At 68.9% G+C, this 18,438-nt stretch carries 16 protein-coding genes; 11 read left to right on the forward strand and 5 right to left on the reverse strand.

The annotated features are described in order from the left end of the window. Positions 1-216 precede the first annotated feature (216 nt). Genes ASE28_RS13520 through ASE28_RS13530 form a run of 3 tightly spaced genes read left to right on the forward strand, consistent with a single transcriptional unit; the run spans position 217 to position 6,758 of the window. Positions 217-4,002, forward strand: a complete 3,786-nt coding sequence (locus ASE28_RS13520; RefSeq protein WP_057266955.1) for a PAS domain S-box protein — start codon at positions 217-219, stop codon at positions 4,000-4,002. Continuing rightward, positions 3,999-4,994 (forward strand): two-component system response regulator, encoded by a 996-nt coding sequence (locus ASE28_RS13525; protein WP_057266956.1) that lies wholly within the window; start codon positions 3,999-4,001, stop codon positions 4,992-4,994. Before ASE28_RS13520 ends, ASE28_RS13525 begins: the two co-directional genes overlap by 4 nt. Positions 4,995-5,042: 48 nt before the next feature. Continuing rightward, the gene (locus ASE28_RS13530; protein ID WP_157421962.1) at positions 5,043-6,758 is read left to right on the forward strand and encodes an FAD-dependent oxidoreductase; all 1,716 of its coding nucleotides are present in this window, start codon (positions 5,043-5,045) and stop codon (positions 6,756-6,758) included. Between the two features lie 6 nt (positions 6,759-6,764). Here ASE28_RS13530 and ASE28_RS13535 read toward each other — a convergent pair whose 3' ends face one another. From ASE28_RS13535 to ASE28_RS13545, 3 genes are all read right to left on the reverse strand, one after another. Beyond that, positions 6,765-7,412 carry an aspartate/glutamate racemase family protein gene (locus tag ASE28_RS13535; protein WP_057266957.1) on the reverse strand — a complete coding sequence of 216 codons (648 nt, stop codon included), beginning with the start codon at positions 7,410-7,412 and terminating at the stop codon, positions 6,765-6,767. Positions 7,413-7,432: 20 nt separating this feature from the next. After that, on the reverse strand, positions 7,433-8,347 hold the full coding sequence (locus tag ASE28_RS13540; protein WP_157421963.1) for a transporter substrate-binding domain-containing protein: 915 nt from the start codon (positions 8,345-8,347) through the stop codon (positions 7,433-7,435). 62 nt (positions 8,348-8,409) lie between these two features. Further along, positions 8,410-9,765, reverse strand: a complete 1,356-nt coding sequence (locus tag ASE28_RS13545) for an aspartate aminotransferase family protein (protein ID WP_057266958.1) — start codon at positions 9,763-9,765, stop codon at positions 8,410-8,412. Between the two features lie 167 nt (positions 9,766-9,932). On the opposite strand from ASE28_RS13545, the gene ASE28_RS13550 reads away from it, so the two are divergent. The 4 genes from ASE28_RS13550 (at position 9,933) to ASE28_RS13565 (ending at position 13,560) form a co-directional block, all read left to right on the forward strand. Then, positions 9,933-10,796, forward strand: coding sequence for a MurR/RpiR family transcriptional regulator (locus tag ASE28_RS13550; RefSeq protein WP_057266959.1), 864 nt, complete (start codon positions 9,933-9,935; stop codon positions 10,794-10,796). After that, complete coding sequence (locus ASE28_RS13555; RefSeq protein ID WP_057266960.1) at positions 10,793-11,293, forward strand: L,D-transpeptidase; 501 nt, start codon at positions 10,793-10,795, stop codon at positions 11,291-11,293. The genes ASE28_RS13550 and ASE28_RS13555 overlap by 4 nt, the downstream gene beginning before the upstream one ends. An 87-nt stretch (positions 11,294-11,380) precedes the next feature. Then, positions 11,381-12,739 (forward strand): esterase-like activity of phytase family protein, encoded by a 1,359-nt coding sequence (locus ASE28_RS13560; RefSeq protein WP_057266961.1) that lies wholly within the window; start codon positions 11,381-11,383, stop codon positions 12,737-12,739. A gap of 116 nt (positions 12,740-12,855) precedes the next feature. Further along, complete coding sequence (locus tag ASE28_RS13565) at positions 12,856-13,560, forward strand: riboflavin synthase (protein WP_057266962.1); 705 nt, start codon at positions 12,856-12,858, stop codon at positions 13,558-13,560. A gap of 3 nt (positions 13,561-13,563) precedes the next feature. On the opposite strand, the gene ASE28_RS13570 is transcribed toward ASE28_RS13565, so the two are convergent. Continuing rightward, positions 13,564-13,959 carry a nuclear transport factor 2 family protein gene (locus ASE28_RS13570; protein ID WP_057266963.1) on the reverse strand — a complete coding sequence of 132 codons (396 nt, stop codon included), beginning with the start codon at positions 13,957-13,959 and terminating at the stop codon, positions 13,564-13,566. A 159-nt stretch (positions 13,960-14,118) separates the two neighbouring features. Here ASE28_RS13570 and ASE28_RS13575 point away from each other — a divergent pair, with 159 nt between their 5' ends. The 4 genes from ASE28_RS13575 to ASE28_RS32490 all read left to right on the forward strand — a co-directional run bounded on the left by ASE28_RS13575 (position 14,119) and on the right by ASE28_RS32490 (position 17,488). After that, positions 14,119-14,655 carry a GNAT family N-acetyltransferase gene (locus ASE28_RS13575; protein ID WP_157421964.1) on the forward strand — a complete coding sequence of 179 codons (537 nt, stop codon included), beginning with the start codon at positions 14,119-14,121 and terminating at the stop codon, positions 14,653-14,655. An 85-nt stretch (positions 14,656-14,740) separates the two neighbouring features. Continuing rightward, positions 14,741-15,226, forward strand: coding sequence for an NUDIX hydrolase (locus tag ASE28_RS13580; RefSeq protein WP_057267301.1), 486 nt, complete (start codon positions 14,741-14,743; stop codon positions 15,224-15,226). A 141-nt stretch (positions 15,227-15,367) separates the two neighbouring features. Continuing rightward, on the forward strand, positions 15,368-15,661 hold the full coding sequence (locus tag ASE28_RS13585) for a hypothetical protein (RefSeq protein WP_007850748.1): 294 nt from the start codon (positions 15,368-15,370) through the stop codon (positions 15,659-15,661). A gap of 147 nt (positions 15,662-15,808) precedes the next feature. Beyond that, positions 15,809-17,488: a DUF692 family multinuclear iron-containing protein gene (locus tag ASE28_RS32490; RefSeq protein ID WP_162262251.1), complete on the forward strand. Its 1,680-nt coding sequence runs from the start codon at positions 15,809-15,811 to the stop codon at positions 17,486-17,488. Here ASE28_RS32490 and ASE28_RS13595 read toward each other — a convergent pair. Beyond that, entirely contained in the window at positions 17,460-18,437 is a 978-nt protein-coding gene (locus tag ASE28_RS13595; protein ID WP_057266964.1) for a tripartite tricarboxylate transporter substrate binding protein, read from the reverse strand. The two genes, ASE28_RS32490 and ASE28_RS13595, sit on opposite strands and share 29 nt — an antisense overlap. Position 18,438 lies beyond the last annotated feature (1 nt).

Below are 18,438 nucleotides of genomic sequence, written 5' to 3' on the forward strand. Positions count from 1 at the left end.
AGGGGGACGCCCCCAGCGCGGCGGGGCGGCCCTTGCGCGGGGGCGCTGGCCTGGGCCGCGCCAGGTGTGGGGACCTGGGGTTAGGGGCCTGCGCTGTTGCATCCATGCCGCGCGGATGTAACAAATCGGGGAGTTGAGGGGGTTACCGGGCACGTGGGTAAATCGCTCACGGGCTTCCCGGCAAAATGGAAACCAACGCTTACATTCGTCCGCCCGATGCTCGAGAGATTCTTCGTTGTCGGCGCAGAGCGGGATCTACAGAACCTTTGGGGGCACGACCCCTGGCTGGTGGCCCTGTCGGTCGCGCTCGCGATCGCCTCTTCCCTCATGGCGCTGCACCTGGCAGCGCTGGCCTTGCGCGCACCCGACCGCTTGCGCCGCAACCTCACGGTGGCTTCCGGGGCGGTGGCGCTGGGCGGGGGCGTCTGGTCCATGCATTTCGTGGGCATGCTGGCGTTTGACCTGTGCGCCAGTGGCCATTTCGAGCCCTGGGTGACGGCGCTGTCGTTTCTTCCCAGCCTGGTGGCCTCGTGGATCGCGTTGCACGTGCTCACCCTGGAGCAGCCCACCCGCCGCTCCATCACCTGGGGTGGTACCTTGGTGGGCGTGGGAATCGGCGTCATGCACTACGCCGGCATGTCGGCATCCGATGCGGCGCCGCTGATCCGCTACGACGTGGTGGGCTTCCTGGCCTCCCTCGTGTTCGCGGTGGGCATGGCCATCCTGGCGCTGTGGCTGCGTTTTGGCATGCAGCGCGCCTGGACGCGCCGCCCCTGGCTGAGCACGCTGCTCGGCGGCCTGGTCCTGGGCCTGGCGATCGCCGGCATGCACTACATCAGCATCGCGGCCGTGCGCGTGTCCGGCAGACCCGATCTCCTGGGGCCAGTACCCGAGCAAGCCAGGTACATGGCCCTGGCCATCGCCCTGATGGCGGTGCTGGTGGGCCTGGTGGTCACCACCGTCAACATCGGCCTGCGGGTCCGCTGGCTGCTGCGCAGATCCGAACAGAGCGAATCGCGCCTGCGTTCCGTGGTGGAGACGGCCATGGACGCCATCATCATGGCCGATTCGGACGGCACCATCCGGTCCTTCAACGGCTCGGCACAGCGGATGCTCGGCTGGACCGCCGAGGAAGCCGTGGGCCAGCCGGTGCGCATGCTGGTGGACCCCGCCTATGCCAACACGCCGCACAGCTACCTGCCGCGCGACCTGTCCCGGGGCGAAGCGCGCCAGGTGGGCAAGGACAAGGAAATCCACGTGGTGCGCAAGGACGGCGCCCTGGTGCCCGTGCGCCTGGTGGTCGGCCGCGTGGACCTGCCGGGGCCGCCGGTGCTCGTGGGGTTTCTGACCGATCTGACCGAGCGCCGGGCCATCGAGCAGGAGCGCCGGCGCGGCGAGGAGCAACTGCGTTCGCTGGTGCGCAACATCCCGGGCGTGGCGTTTCGCTGCCGGTACGACGCCGACTGGTCCATGCTGTTCATCAGCGATGCGGTCGAGGCCCTCACCGGTTGGCCGGCCGAGGATTTCCTGCACAGCCGCATCTCCTTTGGCCGCATCATCCACGAGGACGATGCCGAACGCATCGGCGAGCAGGTGGCGCGCGCCCTGGACGCCGGCGAATCCTATGTGCTGGAGTACCGGCTGCACACGCGGCATGGCGGCATCCGCTGGGTGTCCGAAACGGGCCGAGGCGTCGCAGGGCCGCAGGGGGAAGTCCGGTGGATCGATGGCGTGATCACCGACATGACGGCGTCCAAGGCACAGAACGCCGAGTTCGTGGGCACGGTCACGGCCATCGGCCGGTCGCAGGCGGTGATCGAGTTCGACCTCAAGGGCAAGGTACTCACCGCCAACCGGAATTTCCTGGACCTCATGGGCTATACGCTCGCCGAAATCGAGGGGCAGCACCACCGCATCTTCTGCACGCCGGAGTACGCCGAGAGCCAGGCCTACCAGGCCTTCTGGGCGCGCCTGGGCCAGGGCGAGTTCGATGCCGGAGAATACCTGCGCCTGGGCCGAGACGGGCGCGAGGTCTGGATCCAGGCCACCTACAACCCTATCTTCGACGCCCAAGGGCGGGCCTTCAAGATCGTCAAATTCGCCACCGACCTCACCGCGCGCCGGCGCATGGAGACCGACCTGCGCGCGGCCAAGGAGCAAGCCGAGCACGCGGCAGCGGCGCGCAGCACCTTCCTGGCGAACATGAGCCATGAGATCCGCACGCCCATGAACGCCATCATCGGTTTCACCGAGGCGCTGCTCGATACCCCGCTCGAAAGCACCCAGCGCCGCCACCTGGGCACGGTGCACCATGCGGCGCGCTCCATGCTGCGCCTGCTCAACGACATTCTGGACACCGCCAAGCTCGAAAAGGGCGCGGTCGAGCTGGAAGTGGCCGACTTCAGCCTGCGCGAGCTGTGCGAGCAGATCCTCGCCTCGCTGCGCATCACCGCAGCCAAGAAGGGGCTGGAGCTGGTGCTCGACTACCCTGGCGCGGTGCCCACGCACTGGCAGGGCGATGCCTTTCGCATCCAGCAGGTGCTGCTCAACCTGCTGGGCAATGCGATCAAGTTCACCCACGCAGGACGTGTCACCCTGCGCGTGTCGGGCGTGAATGCGCAACTGGTGCTGGAAGTGACCGACACCGGCATCGGTATCGACGCGGCGGGTGTGGAACGCATTTTCGACCCCTTTGCGCAGGCCGATGCCTCCACCACGCGCCGCTACGGCGGCACGGGCCTGGGCACCACCATCGCCCGCCAGCTGGCGGAGCTCATGGGCGGTGCCATCGCGGTGGCAAGCCGCGTGGGCCACGGCAGCACCTTCACCGTGCGCCTGCCGCTGCGCACAGGCGAGGCCCCGGTGGATGGCAGTGTATCGGCCCGGGACTGGCTGCGCGCGCCCTTGCCCAGCCTGCGTGTGCTGGCCGTGGACGACGTGCCCGCCAACCTGGAGCTGCTGCAGATCACGCTGCAGCGCGGCGGTCACAAGATCACCACGGCAGGCAGTGGCGCGCAGGCGCTGGAAGCCTTTGCGGCAGAACGCTTCGACGTGATCCTCATGGATCTGCAGATGCCCGACATGGACGGGCTGGAGGTCACCCGCCACCTGCGCAGCTTCGAGCAGGCCCGGCAGCGCAAGGCCACGCCCATCGTGGCACTGTCAGCCAGCGTCCTGGAGCAGGACCGCCGCAATGCCCGCGCCGCCGGCATGGATGGCTTTGCGAGCAAGCCGGTCGAGCCGGTGCGGCTCATGGCCGAGATCGCGCGCGTGATCGGCGTGCGTGAAGATGGCGCTGACCCGGTGTTTGCCGTCACCAGTGCCTTTGGCAGCCTGGAGGCCCCCGACGGGCTGCAGGGGATGCGCGCACTGAGGCCACCGCAGGCGCCGTTGCCGGCCGCCATCGAGTGGGACCGTGGTGTGCGGCTGTGGACCCAGGCGCGCTACCTGCGAGAGGCCATCGAACGCTTCATGCAGGAGAGCGGCGTGGCGCTGGCGGGCCTGCTGTCTGCGCACCAGGCGGACGATTGGGAAAGCCTGGAATCACGTGCCCACCGCGTGCGTGGCGCCGCTGCCAATCTGGCGCTGCCCGTGGTGCAGCAGCTCGCCGGGCAGATCGAGCATGCGGCCCGCGCGCGCGATGCCGCTCCAGTGCAGGCAGCGCTGCTGGCCCTGGCCACCGCGCTCGACGCGGTGCGCGTCGCCCTGCTCAATCCGCAGGCGCCTGACGCCCAGTTGCAGGGCACGGCCTCCTCACCGGTGCCGCTGCCGCCCGCCGAGCGCAGCCGTGTTCTCGCCGCCATCGATGCCCTGGTCGCAGCCCTGGCGCAAGGGGAGCTGGCCGATGCTCCGCTGGCGGTGCTGGAGGGCGAGCTGTCAGCCGTCAGTCTCAACAGCCTGCAGGAAGCGCTGGATCGCTTCGATTTTGACGAGGCGCGGGCCTGCCTGCTGGCCTTGCGTGCGCATCTGCAGGCGCCCACGCCCCCCCAGGAGATGGCATGACGCCCGTGCAGGAAGACCACCGCCCCCGCCTGCTGCTGGTGGACGACGAACCCACCAACCTGCAGGTGCTGCGCCACATCCTGCAGGAGGACTTTCGCCTGCTGTTCGCCACCGAAGGGGCGCGCGCGCTGCAGATCGCCCAGCAGCAGCGGCCCGACCTGGTGCTGCTCGACGTGATGATGCCGCAGATGGACGGCTACAGCGTGTGCCAGTCCCTCAAGGCCGACCGCGCCACCGCGAACATACCGGTGATCTTCGTCACCGCGCTCACCGAGGCGCAGGACGAGGCGCGTGGCTTCGACGTGGGCGGCGTGGACTACATCACCAAGCCCGTGAGCGCCCCCGTGGTGCGCGCCCGCGTGCGCACGCACCTGTCGCTGGTGCGCACCGAGGAACTGCGCGAAACGCGGCTGCAGATCGTGCAGCGCCTGGGCCGCGCCGCCGAGTACAAGGACAACGAGACCGGCATGCACGTCATCCGCATGAGCCACTTCGCCCATGTGTTGGCGCTGGCGCTGGGCCACTCGCCCGCCTGGGCCGAAGACCTGCTCAATGCCGCGCCCATGCACGATGTGGGCAAGATCGGTATCCCCGATGCCGTGCTGCGCAAGCCCGGCCCGCTCGATGCCGGCGAGTGGGACACCATGCGCCGCCATCCGCAGATCGGTGCCGAGATCATCGGCGAGCACCCCGCAGGCTTGCTGCGCCTGGCCCACTCCATTGCGCTCACGCACCACGAGAAGTGGGACGGCAGTGGCTACCCGCAGGGCCTGGCAGGCGAGGCGATCCCGGTGGAGTCGCGGATCGTCGCCCTGGCAGACGTGTTCGATGCACTGACGGCGCGCCGGCCCTACAAGGAGCCCTGGAGCATCGAGGACACCCTGGCCCACCTGCGCGCCCAGGCGGGCAAGCACTTCGACCCTGGGATGGTGGAGGTGTTCATCGCGCAGCTGCCCCGGCTGCTGGAGATCCAGGCGCGCTGGAAAGATTGACCCCCCGTTGCCGGGGACTGGCTTGCGGGTGACGTAGAGTACGGCCCCATGTCCCTTGCGCCCCCCTCTTCTCCGCCCTCACCACGCCGCAGGCAGCTGCTACAGGCTGGCGCCCTGTTCGCCTCAGGCGGACTGCTGCAGGGTTGCGACAAGGTGCCGCGCACACTCGATGGTGGCTTTGCCGGCATCGACATGGAGCGCGGCCATGCGCTGCGCGAGTTGCTGCAAAAGGGCCGCCTGCCCGAGCCTTCCGTGGTGCGGCGTGCGCAGGTCATCATCGCCGGCGGCGGCGTGGCAGGGCTGGCCGCGGCGCGCGCGCTGCGCCTGGCCGGGGTGGAGGACTTTGCGCTGCTGGAGCTCGAAGACCAGCCTGGCGGCAACAGCCGCGGCGGTGTGGTCGGCGGCATCGCCTGCCCCATGGGCGCGCACTACCTGCCCGTGCCCGGCGACGACGCGGGCGAGGTGCAGGACCTGCTCGAAGAACTGGGCCTGCGCCAGCGCGTGGCTGGGCGCTGGCGTTACGACGAGCGCCACCTGTGCCATAGCCCGCAGGAGCGCCTTTACTTCGAGGGTGAATGGCAGGAGGGCCTGCTGCCGGTGCAGGGCGTGAACGAGGCCACGCTGGCCCAGTACCGCCGGTTCTCGGAGCGGGTGGATGCCTTGTCCAAGGCGGCGCGCTTCACCATGCCCATGCTCAAGGCCTTCGATGGCAAGCGGCCGCTGTCGCCCACGCACCAGGCGCTCGACGCCCTGAGTTTCGGCGCCTGGCTCACGCAGGAGGGGCTGGACGATGCACACCTGCGCTGGTACCTGGACTACTGCTGCCGCGACGACTACGGTGCGGGCATGGCGCGCGTATCGGCCTGGGCCGGCATCCACTACTTCGCCAGCCGCCATGGCTTTCATGCGCCGGGCGATGCGGGCACCGATGACCGCGAGGGCGTACTCACCTGGCCCGAGGGCAATGGCTGGCTCACGCAGCGCCTGGCGGTGCCGCTGCGCGAAGGCGGGCAACTGGCCACGGGCACCAGCGTGCTGCGCATCACCGAGGGGCGCCATGGCGTGGAGGTGGAGGCGCTCAACCATGCCTCGGGCAATGTCGAGCGCTGGCAGGCGCCGCGCTGCGTGGTGGCGCTGCCCCTGTTCCTGGCTGCACGCGTGGTGCGCAACCCGCCGGCCTTTCTCACCGAAACAGCGCAGCGCCTGTCCTGGGCGCCGTGGCTGGTGGCCAACATCCACATCGATGCGCCGCTGACCGACCGCGCCGGTGCCGCGCCCGCTTGGGACAACGTGCTGTATGCCGATGCCAACCCGGGCGGCCTGGGCTATGTGGACGCCGGCCACCAGCGCCTGGACCCGCGCCCGGGGCCCACGGTGCTCACCTACTACCAGGCCCTGGGCGATCTGCCCGATGGCCGCCAGCAACTGGCCACCCAGCCCTGGGCCCACTGGGCGCAGGCGGCCATGCAGTCAATGGCCGGCCCGCATCCCGACCTGGCCGAGCGCGCCACGCGCGTGGACATCACGCGCTACGGCCACGCCATGTCCATCCCCACACCCGGGCTGCTGGGCTGGCTGCACCAGCCGGGCCGCTACCGGGCGCCCGACAAGCGCGTGCGCCTGGCCAGCGGCGAGCGAGTGGGCGTGCTGCCCACGCCGGCCACGGCACGCCTGGCGTTCGCACACAGCGACTGGTCTGGCTATTCGGTGTTCGAAGAGGCGTTCACGCGCGGCCATGCCGCCGGGCTCGTGGCTGCCGGCTGAACTGCTTCAGGCGAGCGCCAGCCTGCGCCTGAGCGCGCTGACCGCGCTGTCCACCGTGGTCAGCACCGGCAGGCCGGTGGCCGCCTCGCACAGCTGGCGCGCGCGGGCCATGCTGAACTGCGCCAGCGCGATCACCTCGCAGCCCTCGCGCTGCAGGCGCTGCGCTTGCGCGGCCACCAGGCTATCGTGCAACTCGGCGTTGCCCGCGTTCAGGGCCGCCATCGCGCCCTCGGCCAGGGCCAGTTGCAGTGGCGTGCCGGGCGGAAACTCCGGCGGCATGGACTGCAGGGTGGGTGCGAAGCTGGCAATCAGGCCGATGCGCCGGCCCGCGCCCACGGCTTGCTCGACCATGGCCTCGTTGGGTTTGAGCACCGGGATCTGTGGGTACAGCGCCGCCACGCGCTCGATGCAGGGCCCGAAGGCCGAGCAGGTGAACAGGATGCCATCCGCCCCCGTGCCCACCGCATAGGTGGCCAGCGCCTCGAAGCGTGCGTGCATGGCGGCATCCAGGCCCCGCCCGTCGCGCGCCAGGTCGGCCGAGAGGCTGTCGTCCAGCAGGTTCATGCGCACGGCCTCGGGCCAGTCCTGCACGAAGGCGGTGTTGATGGGCGCAACCGAGTGGGCCAGGGCGTGGATGAGGGCGATGCGGGTCATGGTGGGAAAGGCGGCGGGGCTCAGATGCCCTTGGAACTGGGGTTGGCAAAGGCGTCGCGCGTCTCGGCGTTCAGCGGGTAGTTGATGCTCACGTTCTTGGGCGGGATGGGTGCCATGAACCACTTGGTGTACAGCTTTTCCATCTCGCCCGACTTCATCATGCCCGTGACCACGCGGTCCACCAGGGCCTTGAATTCGGGGTCGTCCTTGCGGAACATCAGCGACTGGTTCTCGGTGCGCAGGCTCTCGCCCACGATGGCAAAGTCCTTGGGGCTGCGGTGGGTGGCGATGAGTCCCGCGAGCAGGATGTCGTCGAGCACGAAGGCGGCGGCGCGGCCCGTCTCGACCATCAGAAATGAATCGGCGTGGTCCTTGCCCGCCAGCTGCGTGATCTCCAGGTTCTTGCCCTTGTCCGCCTCCCGCAGCAGGCGCAGCGAGGTGGTGCCGCTGGTGGCCACCACCGACTTGCCCTGCAGGTCGGCCACGCCCTTGATGCCCGAGTCCGCGCGCACGGCCATGCGCACGTTGTAGCGGAAGATGTCGGGCGAGAAGGCCACCATCTGCTGGCGCTCAATGAGGTTGGTGGTGGAGCCGCATTCGATGTCCACCGTGCCGTTGGTGACCAGGGGAATGCGGTTCTGCGAGGTCACGTTCTGGTACTTCACGGCGATCTGCGGCAGCTGGAGCTCGGCCTTGATCGCCTCCAGGATGCGGTTGCAGATGTCGATGCTGTAGCCCACCGGCTTGCCGCCCCCGTCCAGGTACGAAAAGCCGAACGAGGCCTCGCGGTGGCCGTAGGTGATGGAGCCGCTGTCGCGGATCTTCTTGAGCGTGCCGCCCGCGGGGCTCTGGGCCTGGGCGGTTCCACAGGCCAGCAGCGTGGCCAGCGCCAGGGTGGCGGGGAGCAGCGTCTTCGTCAGGGTCTTCATCGGCATGGGAGCACCTTTCAGGTCAGGTCAGGTCAGGGGAGGGGCAGGGATGGTTCGGGAGATGGAGATCAGCAGGGGCTGGGCTGGCGCGGCAGCGCGGCGCTCAGGGTCACGGCGTCGATGGTCTGGGCCAGCAGCGCGGCGATGGACACGAGGTGCTCGCGCGAGGCGATGTAGGGCGGGGCCAGCAGCACGTGGTCGCCCACGTTGCCGTCCACCGTGCCGCCGAAGGGGTAGCACAGCAGGCCCAGGTCCATGGCCTTCTTCTTGATGCGCGAGTGCACCTTCTGCGCGGGGTCGAACGGCGCCTTGCTGGCCCGGTCGGCCACCAGCTCCACACCCCAGAAGAAGCCGCGCCCACGGATATCGCCCACGTGTGGGTGCTGGCCCAGCGCATCGCGCAGCGCCTGGCCCAGGAAGGCGCCGTCCTCGCGCACCTTGGCCAGCAGGCCGTCGCGCGCTATCACCTGCTGCACCGCCAGCGCCGCGGCGCAGGCCACCGGGTGACCGAGGTAGGTGTGGCCGTGCTGGAAAAAGCCGCTGCCCTGCGACATGGCCTGAACGATGTGCCGCTGCGCCAGCACCGCGCCGATGGGCTGGTAGCCGCCGCCCAGGCCCTTGGCCACGGTGATGAGGTCGGGCACCACGCCCTCCTGTTCGCAGGCGTGCAGGGTGCCGGTGCGGCCCATGCCGCACATCACCTCGTCCAGGATCAGCAGCACGCCATGGCGGTCGCAGACCTCGCGCACGGCCTTGAAGTATCCGGGCACGGGGGTCAGCACGCCGGCCGTGGCGCCCCCCACCGTCTCGGCGACGAAGGCCAGCACCGTGCGCGGGCCATGTGCGACGATGGTCTCCTCCAGCTCGCGCGCCAGGCGCAGGCCATAGGCCTCAGGCGTCTCGCCGGCATGCTGCTCGCGGTAGGGGTAGCAAGGCGCCACATGCGTGGCCTGCACCAGCAGGGGCGCGAACGGCGCGCGCCGCCAGGCGTTGCCTCCCACGGCCAGTGCGCCCAGGGTGTTGCCGTGGTAGCTCTGGCGCCGCGCGATGAAGTGCGTGCGTTCGGGCTGGCCGATCTCCACGAAGTACTGGCGCGCCATCTTGAGCGCCGCCTCCACGGCCTCGGAGCCGCCGCTCACGAAATAGGCGTGGCTGGTGCCGGCCGGGGCGGTGCGCACCAGCTGCTCGGCCAGTTGCTCGGCCACCTCGGTGGTGAAGAAGCTGGTATGGGCATAGGCCAGGCGGTCGATCTGCGCGTGCATGGCGGCCAGCACGTCGGGGTGGCCATGGCCCAGGGACGACACGGCCGCACCGCCTGATGCATCGAGGTACTCGCGCCCCGCAGCATCGCGCAGGAACATGCCCTGCCCGCCCACGGCCACGGGCGGAGTGTGCAGAAGGTGGCGGTGAAAAACGTGGGTCATGCCAGGGTCTCCGGAACAGGTGCGAATAGTGATGGAACAAATGTACCGTGAAAACAAATTAAATGGAACATATGTTTTTATGCTGCGGCAAGGCGGAACACTTGCCCCATGGGGCGATCCGCTACAGTGCTGCGACCACCACTCCTGCGCACGCACCGCCACCCGCCATGGGCCTGAAAGACACCCTCCGAGCCCGGTTCGACGGCATGACCGCCACGCAGCAGAAGGCCGCGCGCTTCGTGCTGGAGCACCCCAACGATGTGGTGACCGCCTCCATGCGCACGGTGAGCGCGCGCGTGGAGATCCCGCCCGCGACGCTGGTGCGCTTTGCGCAACTGCTCGGCTTCGACGGCTGGCCCGAACTCAAGGCAGCGCTGGTGCAGGACATGGGCCTGGGATCGGAGCCCTATGCGCACAAGGCGCGCAGCCTGGTGGACCGCGCGCGCGACGGCGGCGGCCTGGCCGGCGAGATCTTCGCGGTGCACCACCAGAACCTGGACGCCACTGAGCATGCCAACGGCGAGGCCCTGCCGCGCGCCGCCGCGCTGCTGGAGAAGGCGCGCGCCGTGCACGTGGCCGGCTTTCGCGCCTGCCACCCAGTGGCTTATTCGCTGATGTACGTGTACCGGCTGTTCCGCGACAACGTGCACCTGCTCGATGGCATGGGTGGCTCGCTGGAGATGCAACTGCGCGCTCTGCACAAGGGCGATACCGTGGTGGTCATCAGCTTCAGCCCCTATTCGCGCGAGGCCATCGCCGTGGCGCGCCAGGCGCGCGAAGCGGGCTGTCAGGTGCTGGCGCTGACCGATTCGCCCGCCTCTCCGCTGGCCCTGCTGGCGCACGAGGTGCTGCTGTTCTCCACGCAAAGCCCCTCGTTCTTTCCTTCCATCGCGGGTGCGCAGGCCCTGTCGGAGGCACTGCTGGGGCTGCTGGTCAGCCGTGCCGGCAAGCCTGGCATCGGCCGCATCGAGAGCGCCGAGGCGCAGCTCTTCGCGACCGGCGCCTACCTGCCGCCCGCACCGTCGCCATGACGCAGGCAGGGCCCGGCGGCGTGCACGTGCACATCAGCGTGCCGCGCCAGCAGCTGCATCTGTACGCGGGCGATGCGCTGGTGCGCAGCTATGCCGTCTCCACCGCGCTGCACGGCGTGGGCGAGCTGAACGGCAGCGGCTGCACTCCGCGCGGCCTGCACCGCGTGCGCGCCAAGGTGGGCGCGGGCTGCGATACCGCCACCGTCTTCGTGGGGCGCCGGCCCACGGGCGAAGTCTTCACCCCCGAACTGGCCCTGCAGCACCCGGGGCGCGACTGGATCCTGTGCCGCATCCTGTGGCTCGCGGGCTGCGAGCAGGGCGTCAACCGCGGTGGCGCGGTGGACACGCTGCGCAGGTACATCTACATCCACGGCTGCCCGGACGGCACGCCCCTGGGCGCGCCGGCGTCGCACGGTTGCGTGCGCATGGCCAATGCCGATGTGGCGGACCTGTTCGACCGGGTGGTGGTAGGGACTGCGGTGTACATCGAAGGCTAGTGGCTGCCGCCGTGTGGGCCGATGTCACGGGCCCGTCACGCGGACCGGGCATCGTCGCCGCTTTACTTACATTTGCAGCGAGTGACCATGTCCCGACTCTCCACCCTCGCCGCCTGCGCCCTGCTGGCGTGCGCCGCCGCTTCCACCACGGCCCAGGCCCAGCAGGCCTACCCCGCCACGCTGGCCGGCCATGCCGTGATGCCCGCCATCAGCCTGGTGCCAGCGCCCAAGGACGCGCCGCATGACCTGCAGACCAGCGGCAAGTTCACCACGGGCAAGCGCGTGGAGGCACTGGGCTCGGTCGAAGGCCTCTCGGGTGGCCGCCCTACCGGCATCTCGCTGCCGTTCGCGGGCCAGCCGCTGCAGGGCCACTCGGGCATCAAGCGCATGGCCGACGGCTCGTTCTGGATCCTCACGGACAACGGCGCCGGCGCCAAGGCCAATTCGCCCGATTTCATGCTGCACCTGAGCCACTACAGCGTGGACTTCAAGGCCGGCCAGTTCAACCGCCTGGCCACCGTGTTCCTGCACGACCCGGATAAGAAGGTGCCGTTTCGCATCACCCACGAAGGCACGGACAAGCGCTACCTCACGGGCGCGGACTTCGATCCCGAGAGCTTCCAGTTCGCCGGTGGCGCACTGTGGATCGGCGAGGAGTTCGGGCCCTATCTGATCAAGGCCGACCTTTCGGGCCGCGTGCTCGCCGTGTTCGAAACGCAGGTGGACGGCAAGCTCGTGCGCTCGCCCGACCACCCGGCCATCACCACGGCCGGCGCGCCCGACGCCAAGGCCCCTGCCTTCGAGGTCAAGCGCTCCAAAGGCTATGAAGGCATGGCCTCGTCCAAGGACGGCAGCAAGCTCTACGCCCTGCTCGAAGGCCCGCTGTGGAACGAGGCCGGCAAGGCCTACGAAGCCGTGGACGGCAAGCCGTACCTGCGCGTGCTGGAGTTCGACGTGAAGGCCGAGCAATGGACCGGCCGCCACTGGAAGTACGTGCTCGAAGCCAACCACCACGCCATCGGCGACTTCAACATGATCGACGCCACCACCGGCCTGATCATCGAGCGCGACAACGGCGAAGGCACGGCCGACAAGGCCTGCCCCGAAGGCGTCAAGCGCACGGACTGCTTCCACGACCTGGCAAAATTCAAACGCGTCTACAAGATTGAGCTGACCGACGCCAACGTCGGTGGCCCGCTGCGCAAGGTTGGCTACATCGACCTGATGTCCATCCAGGACCCGAAACGCCTGGCGAAGAAGCCGCTGAACAACGGCGTGCTCACCTTCCCCTTCTTCACCATCGAGAACGTGGACGTGGTGGATGGCACGCACATCGTGGTCGGCAACGACAACAACCTGCCCTTCAGCTCCAGCCGCGAGCCGAACAAGGCCGATGACAACGAGCTCGTGCTGTTGGATGTGGGCGAACTGCTGCGCGCGAAGTAAGCACCACGCTTCCTGTGCAAAAGGGCTGCCCCGAAGGCAGCCCTTTTGTATGGCGGGCAGCACGGTGCGAGGCCGGGTGGCAAAATCGGCGGCCACATCCTGAAAGCCGCGCCACCATGTTCACAGGCATCGTTCAAGCCACGGCAGGCATTGCCGCCATCCATGACCGCGCAGGCCTGCGCACCTTCACGCTCGATTTCCCCGAGGGCTTCTGCCAGGACCTGGCCATTGGTGCGAGTGTTTCCACCGATGGCGTGTGCCTCACGGTGACCGAGATCCTCTCGCCCACACAGGCCAACTTCGACGTGATGCAGCAGAGCCTGAACATCACCACGCTGGGCAGCTATGGCAAGGGCGACCGCGTGAATGTGGAGCGCGCGGCCAAGGACGGTGCCGAGATCGGCGGCCACCCGCTGTCGGGCCACATCGATTTTTCGGGCACGCTGGCCAGCGTGCGCGAGTTCGACAACAACCTGGTGTGGCGCGTGGCCGTGCCGCCCGAGTTCCGCAGGTATGTGTTCGCCAAGGGCTACATCGCCATCCATGGCGCCAGCCTCACCGTGTCGGAAGTGAACCGCTCCGAAGGCTGGTTCGAGGTCTGGCTGATCCCCGAGACCCGCCGCGCCACGGTGTTCGAGGGCAAGAAGGCCGGCGACCGCCTGAACATCGAGATCGAGCGCAGCACCCAGGTGGTGGTGGACACGGTGCGCGAAGCGGTGCAGGAAAGCCTGGGCCGGCTGCAGCCCGTGCTCGAAGCCCTGCTCAAGGAAAAGGGCCTGTCCCTTGAAGACTTCGTGCAACCCCCCGTGCTCCCGCACTGAAGCTCAGCCCGCGACGTAGTCGAGAAAGCCGGTGACACGGCGCAGGCGCCCGTCGGCGTCCACCTCGGCCACGTCGGTGCCACGCGCCACGGGTTCGGCCCCCGGGGCCGCGAGCGCCCAGGAAAAGCGCACCACGCTGTGGTGCCCCTCGGGCGTGCCCAGCAGCACGAAGCGGTAACCGGCAAAACGCTGCTGCGCGCCCGCGATCAGGGCCGCCATGCCATCGTGGCCCCGGCCTTCCATCATCGGGTCGAGGTAGTGCACCTCGCTGCTGAAGGCCTCGCGCACCAGGCGGTCCCGCTCGCGGCTGTCGGTGGCGTTCCACGCGCTCAGGTAACGTGCGGCGATGCGGGAGGCCGAGTTGGCGGCGTTCAGGACAGGGGATTCGACGGTGTTCATGGCGGCTGCTCCAGAGAAGTTGAACGAACGGAATAGAAACAAAGGGTGGCGGATGCAGGCAGGCATCCGACGCAAGCCATTCTTCGCGGCTGCCCTGCCGGCGTCGATGACATGGCAGGTCATGCGCCAGGGGCGCGGCCGGGATAATGCGGTGTCTGCATGCTGAACTCCACCGCTTCCCCTTCTTCTCCCGGTGCACCGCGCGCGCTGCAACTGCACGACCTGCCGGGCCTGCTGCAAGTGCAGCTGGCCTGCTATGGCGCGGGCTTTGTCGAAAGCGGCGAGGTGTTTGCGCGCCGGCTCGCCAGCCCGGTCAACTGCTCGCTGGTGCTCGAACGCGCCGGCCAGGTCTGCGCCTACCTGGCGGCCTACCGCTCGGTGCAGGGCAAGGTTACGCCGCTGCACGGCGACTTCGAGGGCCCGGCCGGCGCGCCCGATACCCTGTACCTGCACGACATGGCGGTGCTGCCGGCTTGCGCGGGCCAGGGCCTGGCGCAGGCGCTGCTGGCACCGCTGTGGGCGCAGGGCGCGGCCTGGGGCCTGCGCCACACCGCCCTGGTCTCGGTGCAGGGCTCGCAGGGCTACTGGGAGCGACATGGCTATGCCGTGCAGCCGCTGGCCGATGCACTGCAGTGTGAGCGGCTGGCAAGCTACGGCGAGGGGGCCGTGTACATGGTGCGAACGCTGGCGTCCTAGCCAGCGCCTTGCGTACGCCATTGGGCCTGTGTGAACGGCGCCACGGGCCGGGCATCTGTCGCAGGCCGTGGTCATAATGGCTGGCATGCCGAACCGCTGGAAACCCAATGTCACCGTGGCTGCCGTGATCGAACGCGATGGCCGCTTCCTGCTGGTGGAGGAAGAAACCACCGATGGCCTCAAGCTGAACAACCCAGCCGGCCACCTGGACCCCGGTGAGTCGCCCGCCAGTGCCTGCGCACGCGAGGTGCTCGAGGAAACGGCGTTCGACTTCGAGCCCACGCACCTGATCGGGGTCTACCTCAACCGTTTCACCAAGACGCGCACGGGCGACGACCTCACCTACCTGCGTTTTGCCTTTGCCGGATCGCTGGGCACGCACCACACCTGGCGCACGCTGGACGAAGGCATCGTGCGCACCGTGTGGATGACGGCCGACGAAATCCGCGCCTGCCCCGAGCGCCACCGCAGCCCGTTGCTGCTGCAGTGCCTGGCCGACTACCTGGCGGGCCAGCGCTACCCGGTGTCGCTGGTGCATACCGACATTTCGGTGACCCAGACCTCGGGCTGACGCGGAATGCGCCGCAAATATTTGTGGCGCCGCATGTAACCCGCGCGGTGGATGGAGCGAAGTAACAGGCAGAGAGCACGGCGCCGTGCGATCTGAAACCCCCTGTTTCGACCCTCCCTCACCTTTACGGAGTCTTCCACCATGCTGTCCACCTCGAACCCATCCGCCGCTTCCCTCGCCCTGGCCGCCGCCCTGCTGGCCCTGTCCTCCGGTGCCTTTGCCGCCGATGCCCCCAAGGGCTCCAAGGGCGGGGCCGTCGCTGCCAACGACAAGGTGCACTGCTACAACGTGCACGACTGCAAGGGCAACAGCGACTGCTCCACCGCCGAGCACAGCTGCAAGGGCCAGAATGCCTGCAAGGGCCACGGCTTCAAGGCCAAGACCGCTGCCCAGTGCCTGAGCGAAAAGGGCACCATCGGCGATATCAAAGGTTGACCCCCTGAGTCGCTTCGCGCCTTCCCCCTTGAAGGGGGACGCCGCCCCTGCGGCGGGGCGGCCCTTGCACGGCGGCATTGGCCTGGGCCGTGACAGTTTCATTGGCCTTGGGCGTAGCAGAGCGCACGAAGCATCAACCTATCAGCCATGGCACACGACCCCATCGCCGTGCGCGGCACCGGCTTCGGCCTGGGCCTGCGCACCGCCCACTACGCGGATTTTCTGGCCGACCCGCAGCCGCTGGATTGGCTGGAGATCATCACCGACAACTACCTCATCGAGGGCGGCAAGCCGCTGGCGGTGCTCGACACGCTGCGCCGCGACTACCCCATGGCCATGCACGGCGTGGCCATGTCCATCGGTGCGGCGCAGGGCGTGGACATTGCCTACCTGCGCCAAGTGAAGGCGCTGGCCGAGCGCATTGAGCCGCTGTGGGTATCGGACCACCTGTGCTGGATCGGCCCCGGGCCGCAGCAGCAACTGCACGACCTGTACCCGCTGCCCTATACCGATGCCTCGGCGCGCCATGTGATCGCGCAGGTCCGCCGCGCGCAGGACGTGTTGGGCCGCCGGCTGGTGTTGGAGAACGTCTCCAGCTACATCCGCTATGCCGGCGACAGCGCAAGCGAATGGCAGTTCCTGGCCCACATCGCGCAGGAGGCCGACTGCCTGCTGCTGGTCGATGTGAACAATATCTACGTGAGCAGCGTGAACCACGGCTTCGACCCGCTCACCTACCTTGATGCGCTGCCCGCGCACCGCGTACAGCAGATCCACCTGGCCGGCCATTCGGACCAGGGTGACCATATCATCGATACGCACGACCACCCCGTGGCCCAGCCCGTGTGGGACCTGTATGCGCGGGCCTGCGAGCGTTTCGGCGCCGTGGCGACCATGGTCGAGCGCGACGACCACATTCCGCCGCTGGCCGAGCTGCTCGATGAAATGGCGATGGCCCGCTCCGTGGCTGCGGTCCATGTGCCGCCGGCCGGTGCTGGGGCCGCAGCACCGGCCGCAGAGCCCTGGCCGTTCTCTCCGCTGTGCTTCGCACCCCAGCTGCAGGCGTTGCAGCGGGACTTGGCGGACCGCATCCTGGCCGAGCCCATGCAGGCCCTGGACGCCGAGGCACCTGTCGCGGGGCGCCTGGGCATCTACCACCATGCCTACCGCGCGCGGCTGGCCGAGGTGCTGGCCGACACCTACGCCAAGACCTGGCTCTACCTGGGCTCGGATACGTTCGAAGACCACGCGCGCCAGCATGCCGTGGCGCACCCGCCTACGGCGCGCAGCCTCAACCGCTATGGCGAGGGCTTTGTCGGCACCCTGCGCGCGCTCTATCCCGACAACCCTGAGTTGCATGAGCTGGCCCAGCTCGATTGGGACCTGCGCACGCGCTTCGACGGGGCCGACGTGCCGGCGCTGGACGCGGCCGCCGCACCTTCGGCCGGCCACTGGCTGGCCGAAGGCGGCGTGCTGCACCCCAGCGCGCTGTTGCGCCCGCTGACCACCAACGCTGTGGCCTTGTGGAACGCCATCCATGCGGACGAGGAGGTACCTGAGGCGCTGACCCTGCCGGAGCCGGCCACCCTGCTCGTATGGCGCAAGGGCCAGCAGCCGCACTTTCGCACGCTGGAGCCGCAGGAGGCCGACTGGGTGCGCCATCTGCAGGCCGGTGCTTCGGTGGAGCAGACCTGCGCGCTGTTGCAGGCCCAGGGCCTGTTGCCGGCGCCCGAGGTGCTGGCGCAGTGGCTGGCCTGGATGCTGCGCGACGGCTTGGTGCGTGCCGACCTGCCGGCTTCTACTCCGCTGTCAGCTTGCGTTCCTTGATGATGGCCGCCCACTGGGCCGATTCCTTCTTCATGAAAGCCGTGAGTTCGGCGCGAGTCGTCGGTTGCGGTGTGAGGCCATGCTTGTCCAGCGCCTCCTTCACCACCGGGTCGTTGAGCACGGCCACGATCTCTCGGTTCCAGCGGTCCAGCAGCGCGGCAGGCGTCTTGCCGGGCGCCACGAAGGCATACCAGTTGAGCGCCTCAAAGCCCGGAAAGCCCGATTCGGCCACCGTGGGGATGCCGGGCAGATAGGCCGGCCGCGTGAGCCCGGTGGTGGCCAGCGGCACCAGCCGGCCCGCCTCGACATGGGGCATGGCTGTGGGTGGGGCCGAGAAATACGAGGCCACGCGCTCGCCCAGCAGGTCCTGCAGTGCAGGGGCACCGCCCTTGTAGGGCACATGCACCATGTCGATGCCTGCGCGCTGGTTGAACAGCTCGCCCGCCAGGTGCGAGGCCGAGCCCGCGCCGGTGGAGGCGAAGTCCACGCTGCCGGGATTCTTCTTGGACAGCTGCACGAACTCGGCCAGCGTCTTCACACCGGTCGCCTTGTGCACCACCAGCACGTTGGGAAAGTTCACGCCGCCCGATACCGCCGCCAGGTCCTTGAACGGGTCGTAGGGCAGCTTCATCAGGTGCGGGGCGATGGTCAGCGGGCCGATCGAGCCCAGCAGCAGCACCGAGCCATCAGGCACCGCGTTCGCGACAAACTGGTGCGCGATGTTGCCACCCGCGCCGCCCTTGTTGTCCACCACCACCTGTTGGCCAATGTTCTCGCCCAGCTTCTTGGCGATCAACCGGGCCGCCGCATCGGCCGCGCCACCGGCCGCAAAGCCCACCACCAGGGTGACGGGCTTCTTCGGCGGGAAGTCCTGGGCCTTGACCGGCGCGACCAGCGCCAGGGTGCATGCGGCCAGCGCCAGGGGGCGCAGCAGGGGGTGGATGTTCATC

It is taken from the genome of Acidovorax sp. Root219 (genome assembly GCF_001428665.1).
In the GTDB taxonomy this organism is placed as follows: Bacteria; Pseudomonadota; Gammaproteobacteria; order Burkholderiales; family Burkholderiaceae_C; genus Acidovorax.

Excerpts from the sequence above, each read along its gene's own strand:
- ASE28_RS13520 (WP_057266955.1), top strand. The coding sequence starts at position 217 with ATGCTCGAGAGATTCTTCGTTGTCGGCGCAGAGCGGGATCTACAGAAC.
- ASE28_RS13555 (WP_057266960.1), top strand. The coding sequence starts at position 10,793 with ATGACGCAGGCAGGGCCCGGCGGCGTGCACGTGCACATCAGCGTGCCG.
- ASE28_RS13545 (WP_057266958.1), bottom strand. The coding sequence starts at position 9,765 with ATGACCCACGTTTTTCACCGCCACCTTCTGCACACTCCGCCCGTGGCC.
- ASE28_RS13530 (WP_157421962.1), top strand. The coding sequence starts at position 5,043 with ATGTCCCTTGCGCCCCCCTCTTCTCCGCCCTCACCACGCCGCAGGCAG.
- ASE28_RS13550 (WP_057266959.1), top strand. The coding sequence starts at position 9,933 with ATGGGCCTGAAAGACACCCTCCGAGCCCGGTTCGACGGCATGACCGCC.
- ASE28_RS13535 (WP_057266957.1), bottom strand. The coding sequence starts at position 7,412 with ATGACCCGCATCGCCCTCATCCACGCCCTGGCCCACTCGGTTGCGCCC.
- ASE28_RS32490 (WP_162262251.1), top strand. The coding sequence starts at position 15,809 with ATGGCACACGACCCCATCGCCGTGCGCGGCACCGGCTTCGGCCTGGGC.
- ASE28_RS13540 (WP_157421963.1), bottom strand. The coding sequence starts at position 8,347 with ATGCCGATGAAGACCCTGACGAAGACGCTGCTCCCCGCCACCCTGGCG.
- ASE28_RS13525 (WP_057266956.1), top strand. The coding sequence starts at position 3,999 with ATGACGCCCGTGCAGGAAGACCACCGCCCCCGCCTGCTGCTGGTGGAC.
- ASE28_RS13595 (WP_057266964.1), bottom strand. The coding sequence starts at position 18,437 with ATGAACATCCACCCCCTGCTGCGCCCCCTGGCGCTGGCCGCATGCACC.
- ASE28_RS13580 (WP_057267301.1), top strand. The coding sequence starts at position 14,741 with ATGCCGAACCGCTGGAAACCCAATGTCACCGTGGCTGCCGTGATCGAA.
- ASE28_RS13565 (WP_057266962.1), top strand. The coding sequence starts at position 12,856 with ATGTTCACAGGCATCGTTCAAGCCACGGCAGGCATTGCCGCCATCCAT.
- ASE28_RS13585 (WP_007850748.1), top strand. The coding sequence starts at position 15,368 with ATGCTGTCCACCTCGAACCCATCCGCCGCTTCCCTCGCCCTGGCCGCC.
- ASE28_RS13575 (WP_157421964.1), top strand. The coding sequence starts at position 14,119 with ATGCTGAACTCCACCGCTTCCCCTTCTTCTCCCGGTGCACCGCGCGCG.
- ASE28_RS13570 (WP_057266963.1), bottom strand. The coding sequence starts at position 13,959 with ATGAACACCGTCGAATCCCCTGTCCTGAACGCCGCCAACTCGGCCTCC.
- ASE28_RS13560 (WP_057266961.1), top strand. The coding sequence starts at position 11,381 with ATGTCCCGACTCTCCACCCTCGCCGCCTGCGCCCTGCTGGCGTGCGCC.